Source organism: Blautia wexlerae (genome assembly GCF_013300825.1).
GTDB classification, from domain to species: domain Bacteria; phylum Bacillota; class Clostridia; order Lachnospirales; family Lachnospiraceae; genus Blautia_A; species Blautia_A wexlerae_B.
Genome location: NZ_JAAIMY010000015.1, coordinates 1 through 17,704 on the forward strand (window position 1 = coordinate 1; position 17,704 = coordinate 17,704).

The 17,704-nt window shown below is 42.8% G+C and carries 19 protein-coding genes and 1 riboswitch; of the genes, 13 read left to right on the forward strand and 6 right to left on the reverse strand.

Annotated elements, in window-relative coordinates; translation table 11 throughout:
* The first annotated feature begins 203 nt into the window (after positions 1–203).
* Entirely contained in the window at positions 204–428 is a 225-nt protein-coding gene (locus G4417_RS09085) for a hypothetical protein (protein WP_243872104.1), read from the forward strand.
* Positions 429–584: 156 nt separating this feature from the next.
* A complete protein-coding gene (locus G4417_RS09090) occupies positions 585–1,553 on the forward strand; it encodes a biotin--[acetyl-CoA-carboxylase] ligase (protein ID WP_173684214.1) in 969 nt (322 codons plus the stop codon).
* 63 nt (positions 1,554–1,616) lie between these two features.
* Here G4417_RS09090 and G4417_RS09095 read toward each other — a convergent pair whose 3' ends face one another.
* Genes G4417_RS09095 through G4417_RS09105 form a run of 3 tightly spaced genes read right to left on the reverse strand, consistent with a single transcriptional unit; the run spans position 1,617 to position 3,388 of the window.
* Positions 1,617–2,381, reverse strand: a complete 765-nt coding sequence (locus G4417_RS09095; RefSeq protein ID WP_173684213.1) for a hypothetical protein — start codon at positions 2,379–2,381, stop codon at positions 1,617–1,619.
* 4 nt (positions 2,382–2,385) lie between these two features.
* Positions 2,386–2,880, reverse strand: coding sequence for a hypothetical protein (locus G4417_RS09100; protein WP_173684212.1), 495 nt, complete (start codon positions 2,878–2,880; stop codon positions 2,386–2,388).
* A 4-nt stretch (positions 2,881–2,884) separates the two neighbouring features.
* Entirely contained in the window at positions 2,885–3,388 is a 504-nt protein-coding gene (locus tag G4417_RS09105; protein ID WP_173684211.1) for an RNA polymerase sigma factor, read from the reverse strand.
* Between the two features lie 446 nt (positions 3,389–3,834).
* Between G4417_RS09105 and G4417_RS09110 the strand changes: the two genes are divergently transcribed.
* Together G4417_RS09110 and G4417_RS09115 are read left to right on the forward strand one after the other, a co-directional pair.
* Positions 3,835–4,986 carry an alanyl-tRNA editing protein gene (locus G4417_RS09110; RefSeq protein ID WP_173684210.1) on the forward strand — a complete coding sequence of 384 codons (1,152 nt, stop codon included), beginning with the start codon at positions 3,835–3,837 and terminating at the stop codon, positions 4,984–4,986.
* Between the two features lie 181 nt (positions 4,987–5,167).
* A complete protein-coding gene (locus G4417_RS09115) occupies positions 5,168–6,034 on the forward strand; it encodes an amidohydrolase family protein (RefSeq protein ID WP_173683654.1) in 867 nt (288 codons plus the stop codon).
* A 223-nt stretch (positions 6,035–6,257) separates the two neighbouring features.
* Here the strand turns inward: G4417_RS09115 and G4417_RS09120 are convergent, their stop codons facing one another.
* Complete coding sequence (locus tag G4417_RS09120; RefSeq protein ID WP_118410739.1) at positions 6,258–7,436, reverse strand: hypothetical protein; 1,179 nt, start codon at positions 7,434–7,436, stop codon at positions 6,258–6,260.
* A 537-nt stretch (positions 7,437–7,973) separates the two neighbouring features.
* Positions 7,974–8,079, forward strand: a riboswitch (THF riboswitch).
* A gap of 87 nt (positions 8,080–8,166) precedes the next feature.
* On the opposite strand from G4417_RS09120, the gene G4417_RS09125 reads away from it, so the two are divergent.
* Positions 8,167–8,727, forward strand: coding sequence for a folate family ECF transporter S component (locus G4417_RS09125; protein WP_161276138.1), 561 nt, complete (start codon positions 8,167–8,169; stop codon positions 8,725–8,727).
* A 247-nt stretch (positions 8,728–8,974) separates the two neighbouring features.
* On the opposite strand, the gene G4417_RS09130 is transcribed toward G4417_RS09125, so the two are convergent.
* A complete protein-coding gene (locus G4417_RS09130) occupies positions 8,975–9,751 on the reverse strand; it encodes a GNAT family N-acetyltransferase (protein ID WP_119244183.1) in 777 nt (258 codons plus the stop codon).
* Positions 9,752–10,109: 358 nt separating this feature from the next.
* Positions 10,110–10,742 (reverse strand): SGNH/GDSL hydrolase family protein, encoded by a 633-nt coding sequence (locus G4417_RS09135; RefSeq protein WP_173683653.1) that lies wholly within the window; start codon positions 10,740–10,742, stop codon positions 10,110–10,112.
* Positions 10,743–11,277: 535 nt separating this feature from the next.
* Between G4417_RS09135 and G4417_RS09140 the strand changes: the two genes are divergently transcribed.
* The 8 genes from G4417_RS09140 to atpC all read left to right on the forward strand — a co-directional run bounded on the left by G4417_RS09140 (position 11,278) and on the right by atpC (position 17,690).
* The gene (locus tag G4417_RS09140) at positions 11,278–11,940 is read left to right on the forward strand and encodes a F0F1 ATP synthase subunit A (RefSeq protein WP_173683652.1); all 663 of its coding nucleotides are present in this window, start codon (positions 11,278–11,280) and stop codon (positions 11,938–11,940) included.
* Between the two features lie 262 nt (positions 11,941–12,202).
* Complete coding sequence (atpE, locus tag G4417_RS09145; protein ID WP_008707007.1) at positions 12,203–12,421, forward strand: ATP synthase F0 subunit C; 219 nt, start codon at positions 12,203–12,205, stop codon at positions 12,419–12,421.
* A 40-nt stretch (positions 12,422–12,461) separates the two neighbouring features.
* Entirely contained in the window at positions 12,462–12,962 is a 501-nt protein-coding gene (gene atpF / locus G4417_RS09150; RefSeq protein WP_243100202.1) for a F0F1 ATP synthase subunit B, read from the forward strand.
* The gene (gene atpH, locus G4417_RS09155) at positions 12,943–13,446 is read left to right on the forward strand and encodes an ATP synthase F1 subunit delta (RefSeq protein WP_173681168.1); all 504 of its coding nucleotides are present in this window, start codon (positions 12,943–12,945) and stop codon (positions 13,444–13,446) included. Before atpF ends, atpH begins: the two co-directional genes overlap by 20 nt.
* A 16-nt stretch (positions 13,447–13,462) precedes the next feature.
* Positions 13,463–14,962, forward strand: coding sequence for a F0F1 ATP synthase subunit alpha (gene atpA / locus G4417_RS09160; RefSeq protein ID WP_330594000.1), 1,500 nt, complete (start codon positions 13,463–13,465; stop codon positions 14,960–14,962).
* Between the two features lie 8 nt (positions 14,963–14,970).
* Positions 14,971–15,861 (forward strand): ATP synthase F1 subunit gamma, encoded by an 891-nt coding sequence (atpG, locus tag G4417_RS09165; RefSeq protein ID WP_008707001.1) that lies wholly within the window; start codon positions 14,971–14,973, stop codon positions 15,859–15,861.
* A gap of 5 nt (positions 15,862–15,866) precedes the next feature.
* The gene (gene atpD, locus G4417_RS09170; RefSeq protein WP_008706999.1) at positions 15,867–17,264 is read left to right on the forward strand and encodes a F0F1 ATP synthase subunit beta; all 1,398 of its coding nucleotides are present in this window, start codon (positions 15,867–15,869) and stop codon (positions 17,262–17,264) included.
* Between the two features lie 12 nt (positions 17,265–17,276).
* Entirely contained in the window at positions 17,277–17,690 is a 414-nt protein-coding gene (atpC, locus tag G4417_RS09175) for an ATP synthase F1 subunit epsilon (RefSeq protein WP_055053358.1), read from the forward strand.
* The last annotated feature ends 14 nt before the right edge of the window (positions 17,691–17,704 follow it).

The following is a 17,704-nucleotide window of genomic DNA, read 5'->3' on the forward strand; positions in this document are numbered from 1 at the left end:
TTCTACAGGTATAGAATTTACTCTTGCAAGGTAGAATTAAAAAATACATTTAACCCATAACAGTTTTTTTTTGCTAAAGAAACAATCAAAAGAAACAAACGTTCGAAAAACCTCTTCCATTTTTCATAAGTGTGTGGTATTATAAAATACAGAAACGAATGTATGTTCTGAAAATATGTTCGAAAGAAATAGGAGGGATTATTATGGGAAATGCAGCAGGTACCGCACAGAAAATGAGAAGAAGAAAAGAAAATCATAAGTTTTCCAGAATGATGGCAGTTATTCTGGGCCTGATCGTTACTGTTGAGGTGATGATCGCGGGCGGCATGATCTTCAATATTGATTTTCATTCCGCTGATATGGTTGCGGTAATTATGGGATTTATCGTATTATATTTCGGAGTTGTGGCAGTTCTGACAGATAATTAATATTGACGTGTTGCTGAGAAGGGAGAGAACAGTAATACCAGTGCAGAGATATGTAATGGAAACAAAAACAGATATTAGACAAAAACAGCGGCAGATGATATGATTAACAGTAGATAATGAGAGAAAAATAACGGGAGAAAGTGCGAAGAGAACATTATGACTGTAAAATCAAGTCTTTTGGAAATGCTGGAGAAGAATAAAGGAGAAGTGCTTTCCGGTGAGAGTATTGCCGGTGAGCTAGGGTGCACCAGGACAGCAGTGTGGAAGGCGGTAAAGTCGCTCCGGGAAGAAGGGTATCATATAGAAGCAGGACCGAATAAAGGATATATGCTTGCGAAGGATACGAACCGTCTGTCGCAGGAGGGAATTCGCCTGTTTCTGGATGATCCTGCGGTTAAGGTAGATATTTACGATGAACTGGAGTCTACGAACCAGACTGCCAAGAAAGAAGCTATGGTGGGAGAGGCCGGACACGGTGCATTTGTCATTGCCAGAAGTCAGACTGCAGGCAGGGGACGCAGAGGACGGGAATTCTATTCCCCTGCAGATGCAGGTCTTTATATGAGCGTGATCCTGAAGCCGCAGGGAACTATACATGACAGTCTGCTGATCACAACTGCGGCAGCAGTGGCAGTCTACAGAGCAGTTGCCCGGATCTGTGGAATCCAGCTTGATATTAAATGGGTTAATGATCTGTTTTATAAAGGAAAGAAAGTCTGTGGAATACTCACAGAGGCTGTCACAGATTTTGAGAGTGGAAATATTGAGTTTGTGGTAGTTGGCATGGGATTGAACCTTTATCTGGATCAGGAGAATCTGCCTGGGGAATTAAGAAATATAGCGGGAGCTCTTTATGAGACAAAAGAAGATGCAGAACAGACTGACCGTAATAAACTGACTGCAACGATCGTGAACGAGCTGCGAAAAGAAACAGCAGATCTGAAACTATCTCCGGATTATGTGGAACATAACATGATCCCGGGACATCAGATCACAATTATAGACGGAACCTCTTCCAGACAGGCATTTGCATTGGAGATATGCAGGGACGGACGGCTGAAAGTACGGGAAGAGGACGGGCAGGAGACAATATTGTCCTTTGGAGAAGTTTCGGTATCCATGTGAGAATAATAAGAATGGGATTGTTACATGAAGGTAGATTCCTTGATGTGACAATCCCATTTTGAGTCATGATTCAGAATTTGTTGTTTGTGATGAATCATCCTCCTGAGACACCCCGGCAACAGAATCTTTTTTCAGAGATACCGGGCTTCTGTCGTTTGCGGTATTTGAGATATCGATATCTGTACAGCAGTCAGGATTCACTGTGTCTGTGGTATTTTTCACTGCGTCAGTAGACATATCCGAAACATTCTGCTGATACGGACGATAAGGTGTCCAGTAATGTTCCTCCTCAGTGAAGCTGTCAGGCTGTTCTTCATCCAGTGCATCCTTCTTGTGGGTGAGAATATAAATTCCTGCAAAAATGATAGCAGCTGCAATCACAAGCTGTGGCAGATGATATGTGAATCTGCCGATAACATCAGCCAGATATCCGGGTAAGATCATATAGAGGAAATCTACCAGAGTGTTCCACAGAATAGAAGCGCCAAGGAAAACCAGCAGAATCGCAGTTATCTTTCCGTGATGTTTAAGCAGAGAACTGATATCTCCTGCCAGTTCATCCATATGAAGGAGATAGGAATCTTCTATGGAGTAAAATTCTTCCTCGGAAAGAGATTTCAGATTGTGCACATTAAAGAAACTGTAGAACCAGATGATCGGGATCAGGAACACCAGCCAGTCCATTCCGGTACAGGCTCCGATCGCAAAGACACCCCAGAATAAGAACATAATACTGATTCCCTGTTTTTTGAATCCCATGTACATTTCTCCTGCACCTGGAATCAGGGAGAAGATAAAAAGCCAGAATCCACGTTTTTGTTTTTGCATACTTTTATTTGCCTCCATTCATTAATTTGCTGGAAAAATCACTGACATATTTTATAAAAGAACTGGTGCCATCACCAATGTTCTGTCCGAGTTCTCTGGTGAACTGGTAGAGCCTGCCGTTTTCATGTTCGGGCAATATTCTGTCTGTCTGAGAGGAAGTATCCTGATGTAAGGAAGTGAAATCCAGATTTGGGATACTGAATAAAAGCAACAGGGCAACCATTACACCTGCAGCAGTCTGAAGACTGTAATGAAGCAGCTGGATTTTGCGCGATGCTTTATTTGCTGCCCGGGCAAGCTGCACTTCACCGGAGTCTGCTTTGTCCAAAATCTGTTCCATCAGATAGGAGGGAGCAGTATCCGTACTGCTGTCTTCCTGTTCCATCATCTGATCCAGACAGAAATCGCAGTGATCAAGATGTGACAGAAACTCAATGACCTCCTGTGTGTTCATATTTCCGTTGTCAAATTCTATTAAACCCTTCTTATTAATATGCATCTAATCACCCCCTTTCAAGCATTTTTTTCAGCATTGCCCTCGCACGATAGAGCTGTGTCTGAACTGTTTTCGGATTTTTCCCTGTCTGCTGTGCAATCTCAGGTACTGACATTTCCCTGCAGAAATGTGCGTAAGCGACTTCTTTGTAAGGACTTTTCAACTGCATACACAATGCCTCTACGTGAGTATTGGATGCAGTTTTCATATATTCATCTTCGGGAGAGGATTGTCTGTCCGGAATCTGGGAAAAGTAGGTGTCTTCTGTTGGAATACTTCGCCGTCCGGCTGCCTTCAGATAATCCAGACACTTTCGGACAGCGATCTTGCTTAGCCAGGCTTTCTCGTATGTTCCATCGAAACGGGAAAGGTTTTTGTAGGCAGACAGAAATACTTCCTGAGTCAGATCCTCGGCGTCGAATGGATTGCCGACGGATTTCAGGCAGATCGAGTATATTAAGTTCTGGTATTGTTTGATAAGATATTCCAGATATTGCTTTTCTGTGATCATTTCTGTCTCCTTTTCCCTGTTCAATTAATTATAACGCGGGAGAGGGGGGAATGGATTCAGATATTGAGGAATATAAAAAATCTTTTGATAAGGGACGCGCAGAAAAATAGTTTGTTTTGGGTGCGGTTTCGGACACTAAGATATTCTAAGCTGTCAGAAATCTGCTAAAAGCATGAGGAAAATGCCACAAACTCGCCGCGCTGCGGCTCAGACAGTGTGTCATTTCTGCGCTGGGTACTGGCTATAACAGTTTGGATGTTTCTATTTTGCGAGGAGGTGAGGGGGGAATATGAGATGTGAATATGGTGTAGAGGGTGGACGTGGACTTGATAAGGATGGTTTTTTGTTTTATACTTGAGGGCAGTGAAATATAGATGATGAAATGTAAGTATGGGAGTTTGTGAGTATTTGTGGGTATGATGATTGGCAAAGGAGAGACATAAGATATGACAGAGACAAGACGTTTATATTATGAGGATGTGTATAAAAAGGAATTTACAGCGACCGTTCTGGAGTGTAGGGAGCGTAAGAATGGGTTTGCTGTGATTCTGGATGAGAGTGCTTTTTATCCGGAGGGTGGCGGCCAGCCGAGTGATGTGGGAACTCTGGGGGATGTGAAGGTGACGGAGGTTCATGAGAAGGATGGCGAGCTGCTTCATTATACGGAGCAGGCGTTGGAAGTGGGCGCGAAGGTTGAGGGTAAGATTGACTGGGCGCGTCGTTTTGACCTGATGCAGCAGCATTCCGGAGAGCATATGGTGAGTGGTGTTATCCATGCGAAGTATGGTTATGATAATGTGGGATTTCATATGGGTAGTGATGTAATCACAGTGGATCTGAATGGGATGCTGGATGAAGCGCAGCTTGCGGAGATTGAGAGAGAAGTGAATGAGAAAGTGTGGGAGGATAAGGAAGTTGTGATTACTTATCCGACTGAGGAGGAGTTGAAGACTCTGGATTACAGAAGCAAGAAGGAGCTGACAGGTAAGGTTCGTATTGTAGATTTTCCGGGAGCGGATGTCTGTGCGTGCTGTGGAACTCATGTGACTCATACAGGTGAGATCGGGATGGTGAAGCTTCTGTCTGTGGTGAAATTTCGTGATGGTATCCGCATGGAGATGATTTGTGGTAAACGTGTTCTGAATTATCTGAATATGGTGAATGAGCAGAATCATCAGATTTCCATGAAGCTTTCTGCGAAGATGGACAGAACAGCAGATGCGGTACAGCGTCTGCAGGATGAGAACTTCCGCCTGAAGGGACAGGTTGCCCGTATGGAGGAGGATATGTTCCAGGCAGAGGCGAAGAAGTGGGAAGGCGCAGGAAGTGTCCTGATTTTTAAAGAAGGGTTGGAGGCAGATTCTGTTCGTAAGCTTGCAGATGCGGTGATGAATACCTGTCAGGGATGCTGTGCGGTATTTTCCAGAAATGAGGATGGAAGCTACAAGTATGCTATGGGTGAGATTGATGGAGATTTGCGCCAGTATACAAAGGAGCTGAATGCTGCATTGAATGGAAGAGGTGGCGGTAAGCCATTCTTTGTGCAGGGATCTGTGCAGGCAACAGAGAAGGAAATTCGTGGCTTTTTTGAGAAATAAACAAGTCATAGAAAATATCTGCTTATTTAATATGTTGTAAAACTTCTTGTTTTAACTATTGGGAGCATTAACGATAGAGTTATATTGAGTGAAGGTTAATTTTGATGACAAATGAATCTGGCTATTAAAAAGAAAAATGGATGGAAGTAGCGAAACAAATGAAAGCAGAGGAACGAGAAAAATGTTTGGAGAATGTCATGCGCATATAATCATGGACGGTGTGAATTACCGCCATGCGATTGATCTGCATAGGAATGGACCGGATGACAATGTGATAAGGGAACATTTGAAAATATATCAGGACAGAGGAATTACCTTTGTGCGTGATGGTGGAGATGCCCTTGGAGTTTCGGCGCGGGCGAAGGAACTTGCACCGGAGTATGGCATTGATTATCGGACGCCTGTGTTTGCTATTCATAAAGAGGGTCATTATGGTTCAATTGTCGGGAAAAGCTTTTCTACGATGCCGGAATTTCATAAACGTGTGCTGGAAGCGAAAGAGCAGGGTGCGGATTTTATTAAAATTATGACGACAGGGTTGCTGGATTTTAACGCGCATGGAGCGATTACCGGAACACCGTTGGATGCGGCGGAAGTAAAGGAAATGGTACATATTGCGCATGAGGAAGGTATGGCTGTGATGTCTCACACCAATGGAACTTACGGTGTGCAGGCAGCGGTGGAGGCTGGCGTGGACAGTCTGGAGCATGGGAATTATATGAATGAAGAAAGTCTTACCATGTTATCTGAGAGCCATACTGTGTGGGTGCCTACTCTGGTTACTGTGCGAAATCTTCTGGGTGACGGGCGGTATGCGGATGAGACTTTAAAACCAATTATTGAGACAGCAGAGGAAAATGTGCGAAAGGCATTTAGGCTTGGCGTGAAGGTGGCGCCGGGAAGTGATGCAGGAGCTTACCGGGTTCTTCATGGACAGGGGATTCAGGATGAAATGCAGGCATTTGTGCAGATTCTGGGAAATGAAGAAAAGGCTTATCAATGGCTGATGGAAGGCGAAATGGAAATCCGAAAGAAATTTTGCAGATAGAATAAAATAGACCGTAGCAAGTATTTTCAGAATTTAACCGAATCAAGTAAGTCCCCTGCTTCAATTGCGAGGAGCAATAAGCAGTGGGTGGGACTTGCTTGTATCAGGAGGGGTACAAGCCCCTCCTGATAAACTGCGGAGCAGTTATTCGGTTATGAGCAAGTAGCGAAAGCGGATTGCGAATATCCGATTGACCTGAGAGTATTTGCTACGGTTTTATTTTTTACGAATCCTGTACTTTGACAGCAGTATAAATATTGGAAGATTTTGACCTGGAAGGATGGAAAGTAATGCGGACATAATCTCCGTATTCCATGCCTCCCTCGGTAAGGTTTTCAGCATTTTCGATGCGGAAGGTATCTACAGCTCCATCGTCCGTCTGTAAAGTGATTGTATTGGCGGTGCTGCCAATGATCGTACCGGATGCGGTAAAGGAAATATGTTTATTGTCAATGGTATCAGGATCCTCACCGGTTACGGCAATGATACGGACTGCTTCAAAAGGATTGGTCTGCAAGTCCCCGATATAGGTAACATTGACGTGAGAGCCAGGTGCAATCCCGCCTTTGAAGTAAGCTGGTATTGCGGACATATCAAGATTGAAGGTAGTATCACTTCCGGCTGGAAGAATCTGGAGGATGTTTGCATTTACTCCCTGTATAGTTGCCAGAAATTGTTTTTCGGTATTGGCAATCTGTTCAGGAGTTAATGTGACATTTGGAGCCGGAGTTGGTGTTGGATCAGGAATCTGCAAGTTTTCCAGATCGGAGATACTGAGTACTTTCAGATGACTTGCATTCAGGGACGCGGAAGCGTCATCGGAAGTGTCTGGAAATTTACCTTTGAATGTCAGGTAAACCCAGTTTCCGACCTTGATTCCGTTTTGATAATATTGCTCAGTTCCGGTAATCGGGTAGGTAGCAGTTTTACCCTTTTTTGATTTTATGGTAATTGTATTGGAGGTCAGGGAGATAACCTGTCCATGAGCAGTTCTTTTCTTTAGTTTATTTTTTTTGTGATATTCATCTACGACTTTGAGAACATGCACGCTGCTGGTATCTGTACCGGAGAGCTGCCCCTCATAAATAATACTGATCTCGTCACCGGTGATCATTCCGCCCTTACATTCCAATGTGGCATTAGAAACATTAAATACATAAGAGGCACTGTCTGTATTCAGGATGAGCTGACTTCCGGAAAAATCCTGTAAGGTGCCGGAGAGCTCATCCATATAAACGCGGTCTTTGGCTTCGGTTGTAGTTGTGGTATCAGATGAAGAAGTGAGTTCCCGGACGGATGTATCTCCGGTAGATGTAAATTGTTCCAGTACAGTTCCAGGGCTGCATCCGGCAATAGAGAAGCTAAGACCGGCACAGACACATGCAGCAAGCAGTTTTTTCATAATATAGACAGGACCTCCGATAAATCATTCGTTTGAACATGATTCCTGCCGTATGCAATAATTATTTACAGAGAGGGATACCGTCTTCTGGTGGTTCAGGGATAAAATCAAAAATTTTCCGGTAGCTTTCCCATTCGTCATTGTCTTTGACAGGAGTGCATATCAGGCCGGTACATTCCGTACAGGCGTTGGTATTCAGGTAATTATCATAACATATATTATAAGGATTTTGGCAGTTATTTTTGCATATTTCTGACATTTTTTTACCTCCATGATTATAGCAGACCGGGACGAAATATCTGTATTCATGTAATTTCTCATTGCTGAAGATGCCGGACTGCTGCATAATGTTATAGTATTAGTATATGCGGCTGTTTTATTCATAGACTTATGAGTGTTTGCAGCAATACTCTCAAGTAAAAAAGCAGATTATTCGTATAGAATGAACAAAAAGCAGTATTCAAATTTGTGAAAATAATAACGGAAAATATATTGTAATTTTTATGAATTGTGTTATAATTTCGATAAATAAATAATAGCGAAGTAGGATTTTATGCGTCAAGTGTTCACAGGCTGGGGAGTCGCCGTGAAACGAAAAGCAGAAAAGCGAGCTGCTTACGATATAATTTCCGCACCCGTTGCTACATGTGAGGACATCTCATAATGTGGAGGGATTATTATTTATGTAACTACTCTATTTTTTTAAGCACATTATGGAGGTGTTTTTATTATGCAGAAAAAACAATATTGGAACGTAAAAACATTGGTGTTCATGGCTCTTCTGATCGCCATGCATCTGGTACTCACACGAGTTCTGGTCATTGATCTTGGTGCGTACCGTATTTCTGTGGGAAGTGTATGCACAATCCTTGCTGGTCTGTGGCTGGGCCCGGTAGCAGGTGGTGTCTGTGGATTATGTGCAGATATTATCGGATGCTTCATGAAAGGTTATGCGGTAAACCCGTTTATTACAGTTGCGGCAATCCTCTGGGGTGTTCTTCCTGCTCTTGCGAAACCATTGTTTGCAAACAGAAAGAAAACCGGAAAAACAGTTGGTATCTGTGTATCTATCGTGGTGACTGCAATTCTCAGTTCTCTGGTATTTACAACAGCTGGTCTTGTAATCATGCTTGGTTACAACTTCTATGCGATCATGCCGGGAAGACTGGTACAGTTTGCAATTATGATTCCGATCTACTGTGTACTGACCTGCCTGCTGTACTTCAGCCCGCTGACAGCAATGGTTGTTGGTAATGTGGCACCGGCAGTATTAAAGAAGAAAACCGTATAAATAAGGATTCAGAATAAAAAATGATGGCTTTGCTGAAATCAGAAAAAATGGTAATAGTATAAGACTTGAATGATGGACTGATAAGATAACATAGCATGCGCGAACTATGTTAATTACATATCAATCGATTCCCCGAAAAAGAAAAAAGTGAAGGTAAAGAAGCCCGCTGTGGAGCAGATAAATGAAACTGCTTTATAGTGGGCTTCTTTGATTTGAGAATATCATCGGATTTATTTTGTACTTTCATTTATTTCTCAGGTGGGAAATTCCCATTTTCATCCGGCTGCACGCGGAACCAGTAGGTATAAAGCTGGTGAAATCCGAGTGATTTATAAAGTGCCCGGGCAGTATCATTTCCTTCAACGACCTGAAGGTAAGCATTCTGCGCACCTTTTTTCATCCCCTCTTTCAGAAGTCCGGTGCAGATCTGGCGTGCATAGCCATGCTTGCGATATTCTTCTTTGACGTGGATAGCGTAGATACCTATATAATCACGATCCAGAATTCCAAGTCCGGTTGCAATAATCTGTCCGTCTATACGGATGGAAGCGCAGATCGTTTCTTTCAGGATGGCCTGATACATGGATGGAACGACCTTTCGATGAATCGGATTTGTGGTGTTCTTTAAACGGAACAGACTTTCAATCCATTCGGAAGGAATGTTATCGCAGAAAGTCACGTCAGGATATGGTGCCTCCAGATGTGCTGTTTTCAAACTCATTGCCATGACGTTTGTTGTATGTTGGATTGCATATCCGCGGTTCTCCAGGACATAATCAAAGTCCGGGGAAACAAGGGGGCTGATTTTAAAAACAGCAGGAGTTCCCAGGCGTTTGTAGACGCTTTCGCAGTAAGGGATTTTTTCTCTCCATGTGAGAGTGGAATTTCCAAACTGCTCTACGCTGTTGGTTCTGTGTGTATAAAAATAGGAAAATCTCAGAATCCAGCCATCATACAGTTCCATCTTGTGAGAAGGCCAGGCATTCAGGGACATATCTTCGATTTGCTTAATTGTAGTTTCCATATAATAAGGAAGACTCCTTTCGATAAGATACTTATATACTGAAGTGTCTTTTTTGAATTATACAGAGTTTGAAAAAAATGTGCAAGGTTGTTTGGCATGAAGATCTATGATTTCAAAAGGATTAAAGGTAGATGAAAAAAACAGTTTTGAAATTGTTATGAATAGAAGAGAGTGTCATATGATCATCGAAAGTCAATCGGATATTCGCAATCCGCTTTCGCTACTTGCTCATAACCAAATAACTGCTTCGCAGTTTATCAGAAGGGGCTTGTACCCCTTCTGATACAAGCAAGTCCCCACCCACTGCTTATTGCTCTTCGCAATTGAAGCAGGGGACTTACTTGATTTGGTTAAATGGTCAGTGGAACTCTTTTATTATTACTTCATACAACAGAGTAGCAAGTAATTCGTGTCCATATTGAGTAAGGTGAATGCCATCAGTAGTAATCTGGTCAAATCCCTTTTGAATTGCTTCATTATTAAAGTAATCATGTAATGGCAGAAAAGGCAGATTGAACTTTTCGGAGAGCTGTCGGATATGAGTGGACATGGTTCGGACGTAAGGAATCCATGTCTGATATTCTTCGGGGTGAGGAAAGATAAATGGTTCCATGAGAATCACCTGTCTGGCATCTCTGGTAAGCAGTTTTAGTAATTCTTTATAATGTGCAACAAAGTCCTGCATCATTTGCTTTTTCTGGAACTCGGTGCGGTCAGTGTTCATCATCAGACCGATATCATTGACAGCAATCAAAAGTGTGATAATTGGAGAGCGATGCAGGGGAATTCTTTGCAGTCTGATATTTTCCAGAACTCTTGCTACAGTGAATCCATCAATGCCGTAATTTTTGAATTGCATTGTATCAGATATATTTATAGTATGTTTCTGAAACATTTCAGAAAGCATCTGTACATATCCGTTTCCTAGAGGGAAATCTTCGAATAAATGATTACAGTCCGTGATGCTGTCTCCGAGGCAAATGATCTGCATAAAAATTTTCTCCTGTATAGTACATCTTGAAATGGTATTACCAATATATAGATTGGTAAGTTTGGGAATATAAAATTTATATAAAAACTATATAAAATAATATCATCAGCTTACAGTTCGGTCAATGAAAAATGCCGTTTTTTCGTGAAAATGCCTTGGGAAAACTGTGAAAATAGATTTTTAATCAAAAATAACTGGATAGAATGTACAAAAAACAGAACTATTTTTGTCGGAAATGGTCAAAATGATTGTTGACTTTTTAATAGATTCGAATATAATAAACTCAAAATCTTGAATCTCTTAAAGAATTTATAAACAAATTATAAATTTTAAATATGATTATCCGGATGAATCCCAATCCTTAGCGGATGTGGATTAAATAAAATTTCTACCGGATAAAAAGATACTTTTCAGGCTTTCCGATAAGAACAGAAACAACAAAGACGGACCTCAAAATGGAAGAAGTGAAAAGGAATCAGAGGGATTCGAAATAGAAAAGGAGGGAAAAGAAACGGGTAATTTAGCAGACACGTTAATGGAAGAACTTCAATGTAAGACAGTTTTTACCATACCGGTGTTTGGAGGAATACCAGTTGCAGAGTCAGTAGCAGTGACATGGGTGATCATGGCAGTGCTTTTAATTTTGTCATTGGTGCTCGTAAGAAACCTGAGTGTGGAAAACCCCGGCAAGAAACAGATTTTGCTGGAAACAGGTGTCAGTTTTCTTCATGATTTCTTTAAGGATATCCTTGGAGAAGAGGGAAAAATGTATATTCCCTATCTGATGACAGTTGTCATTTACATTGGAATTGCAAACATTTTCGGTGTGTTTGGATTTGTACCGCCTACAAAGGATTTGAACTGTACGATCGGTCTTGCACTCACAAGTATTTTTCTGATCGAGTATGCAGGATTCCATAAGAAAGGTCTGAAGGGCTTTCTTAAAAGTTTCGCAGAGCCGGCACCGATTATGCTGCCGATCAATATTCTGGAGGTCGCCATTCGACCCACATCACTTTGTATGCGACTTTTTGGTAATGTGTTAGGAAGCTATGTGGTTATGAAACTTCTTGAGTTTATATGCCCGGCAATTCTTCCTATCCCATTCAGCCTGTATTTTGATTTCTTTGACGGATTCATTCAGGCTTATGTATTTGTATTCTTAACTTCTTTATTTATCAAAGAAGCTATTGAATAAAAAAGACTACTGTTCATACAGGAATATGACACCTATATAAGACCTGAGACGCGGGACATAAGGGATAAGACAGCAGTTATGAACAGCACTTAAATGCTGTCCGGATATCCGGTGGGTCATAACGGTTATAAACAACCGTTGGTACAGACATCTGTTGCACAGGCATCAAATGATCTCATCGGAATATCGACAGGATAGCATATTGTGAAGAAAAATTTGTAATATTTAGTTTATTTCAGTTAAACAACAGGAGGAAAAAGTTATGTTAGTAGCTATTGGAGCAGGAATCGCAGTTTTAACAGGTATTGGCGCTGGTATCGGTATTGGTATGGCAACATCCAAAGCAGTAGAAGCAATTGCAAGACAGCCGGAAGCAGAAAGCAAGATCAGTAAATCCCTTCTTTTAGGATGTGCCCTTGCCGAGGCAACAGCTATTTACGGTTTCGTTATCGGTCTTCTGATCGTTATCATGCTTGGCTAATTGACAGATAAAGAATAACTAAGAAAGGCAGGTGGGACAGGTGATCGAGATTAACATCAACCTGGTCTTTACAATTATTAACCTGATTGTTCTTTATCTTTTAATGAAGAAGTTTTTATTTGGTCCGATTCTCAATGTGATGGAGCAGAGAAAAAACATGATCGACCAGCAGTTCGCAAGTGCCAAGGATACAGAAGAACAGGCATATGAACTGAAAGGCAAATATGAAGATGCACTGAAATCTGCGAAAGACGAATCCATGCGTATTGTAAACCAGGCAAAGGATGAGGCAAAAGTACAGGCTGAGCGTATTGTAAAAGATGCAAATACACAGGCTGGTGCAATGCTTGACAAAGCAAAGGCAGATATCAAGACAGAGCAGGAAAATGCTATGAAAGCTATGGAAAGCAGAGTGGCAGAGATTGCGCTGGATGCAGCCTCAAAGATCATGGGAGAGAAAAACAGCAGTCAGCAGGATTTGTCCCTTTATGACCAGTTTATAAAAGAGGCAGGTGATTCCAATGACGGAAACAAGCATTAATTATGCAAGAGCATTATATGAGCTTTCTGTCCCGGAAGAAGCTGTTTTGGAGACAGAAAAGATTTTCAGGAGTACCCCGCAGTTAAAGGGGGCTCTTGAGAATCCGCTGGTTTCTTTAAAAGAAAAAGAACATGTAATTGACAGGGTTTTCCCACAGGAGATGAAAAATTTCCTGAAGGTGACCTGTAAATATCAGAAAATCAGCAGCATTTATGATATCCTGAAAGCATACGGTGATTATAGCCGCAAGCAGAAAGGTATCCTGAAAGCTGTTCTCACATATGTAACAAAACCGGAAGAAGCCCAGAAAGAGAAGATGGAAGATTTCCTTCGCAGGGAATTTGGAGCAAAGGAAGTAATCCTTACTCTCAGAGAAGACAAATCTTTGATCGGAGGCTTCATTCTTTCTGCCGGAGACAAAGAGTTCGACTGGAGTCTCCGCGGACGTTATAACAATTTAAGACAGAAATTGACACGGAGGTGAATAAAAGTTGGCTGCAATGAATCCAGATGAAATCATTTCGATTCTGAAAGAAGAAATTAAGAATTATGACGAAATCAGCAAGGACCAGGAAGTAGGAACAGTCATCTCCGTCGGAGATGGTATCGCCACGGTACATGGTATCGATCATGCTATGTATGGCGAGGTTGTAACCTTTGAGAATGGTCTGAAAGGTATGGTTCAGGATATCCGTGCAAACAGCATCGGATGTATCCTGTTCGGTAAAGATACAGGAATCAAAGAAGGAACAAAGGTGGCAAGAACCCAGAAACAGGCAGGTGTGCCTGTAGGTGACGCTTTTATCGGAAGGATTGTAAATGCTCTGGGAGCACCGATCGATGGTAAAGGCGAGATCAAGGAAGACGGGTATCGTCCGGTAGAGAATCCGGCACCTGGGATCATTGAGAGAAAATCTGTAACAGTTCCGCTGGAAACAGGTATTCTTTCCATTGACTCCATGTTCCCAATCGGCCGTGGCCAGCGTGAGCTGATCATCGGTGACAGACAGACAGGTAAGACTTCCGTTGCACTGGATACCATTCTTAACCAGAAAGGCAAAGATGTAATCTGTATCTATGTTGCGATCGGACAGAAAGCTTCTACAGTAGCTAAGATCGTATCTACTCTGGAGAAACATGGTGCTATGGACTATACAACAGTATTCTCCTCTACAGCCAGTGACTGTGCACCACTTCAGTACATTGTTCCTTATGCAGGTACTGCACTTGCTGAGTACTTTATGCATAAAGGAAAAGATGTATTAATGGTTTATGATGATTTATCCAAGCATGCAGTTGCATATCGTGCACTGTCATTGCTTCTGGAACGTTCACCGGGACGTGAGGCTTATCCTGGAGATGTATTCTATCTCCATTCCAGATTACTGGAGCGTTCCAGCCGTCTGAATGAAAAGGCCGGCGGTGGTTCTATCACTGCACTTCCTATCATTGAGACACAGGCAGGTGACCTTTCCGCATATATTCCTACAAACGTTATTTCCATCACAGATGGTCAGATCTTCTTGGAGAGTGACCTGTTTAACTCCGGTATGCGTCCGGCGGTTAACGTAGGTCTTTCCGTATCCCGAGTTGGTGGTGCTGCACAGGCAAAAGCCATGAAGAAAGCAGCAGGAAGTGTCCGTATCGATCTGGCTCAGTATCGTGAGATGGAAATCTTTACACAGTTCAGTTCTGATCTGGACGAGGCTACAACTCAGCAGCTGAAATACGGAAGCGGACTTATGGAACTTCTGAAACAGCCGCTTTCAAGCCCGTTAAGTCTTCATGAACAGGTCATCACTCTTTGTGCGGCAACACACAAGGCAATGATGCACGTGGAAACTAAGAAGATGAAGAAGTATCAGAGAGACATGCTGGACTACTTTGACAGTGCTTATCCGGAAATCGGAAGAGAGATCGAGGAGAAGAGACAGCTTCCGGATGAACTGGCAGAAAAGATCGTGAAAGTGGCAGAAGAATTTGCAGATAAGAGCAGGTAGGTGTTGATATGGGCAGTACGAAAGAGATTCAGACTCGAATGAAAAGCATTCAGGACACCATGAAGATCACCAATGCCATGTATATGATCTCTTCATCCAAGATGCAGAAGGCCAAAAGAATCCTGTCCGATACAGAGCCGTATTACTATAATATGCAGGCAGCAATTTCCCGAATCCTGCGTCATATGCCGGATACAGAGCATCCTTTTTTCAGTATCCGTCATAAGATCGCAGAGGAAGACCGTAAGATCGGCTGTATCGTAGTTACCGGTGATAAAGGTATGGCAGGTGCCTATAACCATAATATCCAGAAAATGACAGAACAGTTTATGGCAGAGCATGAGCACTGCAAGCTTTATGTGCTGGGTATGGTAGGCCGTCAGTATTTCACGAAGAAACATATGGATATCGCAGAGAACTTTCCATATACAGTACAGAAACCGACCATGCACAGAGCGCGTCTGATCTCAGAGGAGATTGTCAGAGCGTTCCTGGACAGAGAACTGGACGAAGTCCGTATTTTCTATACGGAGATGCAGAGTGCAGTTGCCATGGAGCCGGTGAATATGCAGCTTCTTCCATTGAAGAAAGCAGAGTTCCTGCCAAATCAGGCAATGCTTGCGGATATGCCACAGGAGGAAATCGTGCTGTCACCATCAGCCGATGTACTTCTGAATACCATGATCCCAAATTACCTGACCGGTCTGATCTATGGATGTCTTGTAGAAGCGTATGCCAGTGAAAATAATGCCAGAATGATGGCAATGCAGTCCTCTACGGACAGTGCAAAGAAGATGCTCAGGGAGTTATCCATTGAGTATAACCGTGCGCGTCAGGCTGCCATCACACAGGAAATCACTGAGATTGTCAGCGGTGCAAAAGCACAAAAAAGGAAGTGACGACGATGAACAAAGGTAAAATTGTACAGGTTATGGGACCTGTTGTAGACGTTGTTTTTGAAGATGGAAATCTTCCTGAGATCAAGGATGCCCTTGAGGTAGAGAACAACGGTAAAAGATGTGTAATGGAAGTTTCCCATCATCTGGGAAACAATATGGTACGCTGCATTATGCTGAGCGCAAGCGAAGGCTTACAGCGTGACAGAGAAGTCATCGCCACAGGAAGCGGCATTAAGGTTCCTGTAGGTGATAAGACACTGGGACGTTTATTTAACGTACTTGGTGATACAGTAGATGACGGTCCTTCCCTTGAGGGAGAACAGAAATGGGTCATCCACAGAGATCCGCCGGATTTCGAACATCAGAAACCGGCTGTAGAAATCCTGGAAACAGGTATTAAGGTTATCGACCTTCTTGCACCATATGCCAAAGGTGGTAAGATCGGTCTGTTCGGTGGTGCCGGTGTTGGTAAGACAGTCCTGATTCAGGAGCTGATCCAGAACATTGCTACAGAGCATGGCGGATATTCCATTTTCACAGGTGTTGGAGAGCGTTCCCGTGAAGGTAACGATTTATGGTCAGAAATGAAAGAGTCCGGCGTTCTTGAAAAAACAGCCTTAGTGTTCGGACAGATGAACGAGCCACCGGGATCCCGTATGCGTGTTGCTGAAACCGGACTGACAATGGCTGAGTACTTCAGAGATGAGGAACACAGAGATGTGCTTCTTTTCATTGATAATATTTTCCGTTTTGTACAGGCTGGTTCCGAGGTTTCCGCCCTTCTTGGACGTATGCCTTCAGCCGTAGGTTATCAGCCAACACTGGCTACTGAGATGGGTGAACTTCAGGAACGTATCGCTTCTACTAAGGATGGTTCTGTAACATCTGTACAGGCTGTCTATGTACCTGCCGATGACCTGACTGACCCGGCTCCTGCAACTACATTTGCTCATCTGGATGCAACAACCGTTCTTTCCAGAAAGATCGTAGAGCAGGGTATTTATCCGGCCGTTGACCCGTTGGAATCTACTTCCCGTATCCTGGAGCCGGATGTTGTAGGTGAAGAACATTATGAAGTAGCACGTAAAGTACAGGAAATCCTTCAGAAATATAAAGAACTTCAGGACATCATTGCTATTCTTGGTATGGAAGAGCTTTCTGAAGAGGATAAGAGCACTGTATTCCGTGCAAGAAAGATCCAGAAGTTCCTTTCTCAGCCGTTCCATGTAGCTGAGAACTTCACAGGTATCAAGGGTAAATATGTTCCTCTGAAAGAAACCATCCGTGGATTCAAGGCAATCGTTGATGGTGAGATGGATCAGTATCCGGAAAATGCTTTCTTCAATGTTGGTACAATTGAGGATGTCATCGAGAAAGCAAAGACTGAGATGGGTCAGGAATAAGGAGCGGATTTTATGGCAGATACATTTGGTCTTGAGATTTATGCCAGTAATAAGCTGGCGTTTGCAGGACGTGCCAAAACCCTGACAATCCCGGCTGTTGACGGTGAGCAGGCTTTTCTGGCACAGCATGAGAATATTGTTGCTGCTATCATTCCTGGTGAAATGCGTTTCGAGGAAGCTGATGGCACAAAGCATATTCTGGCTGTGAGCAGTGGGTTTGTGGAGATGATCAATAACCGTGTGAAGCTGTTCTGCCTGACAGCAGAGAGTCCTGAGGAGATCGATATCCGCAGAGCACAGGAAGCAAAGGAGAGAGCAGAAGAGCAGATGAGACAGAAGCAGAGTATTCAGGAATATCATATGAATCAGTTGGCTCTGTCCAGAGCTATGGCACGACTTAGGGTTACGAGTCATAAAGAAATTTAAAGAAACAAAATATA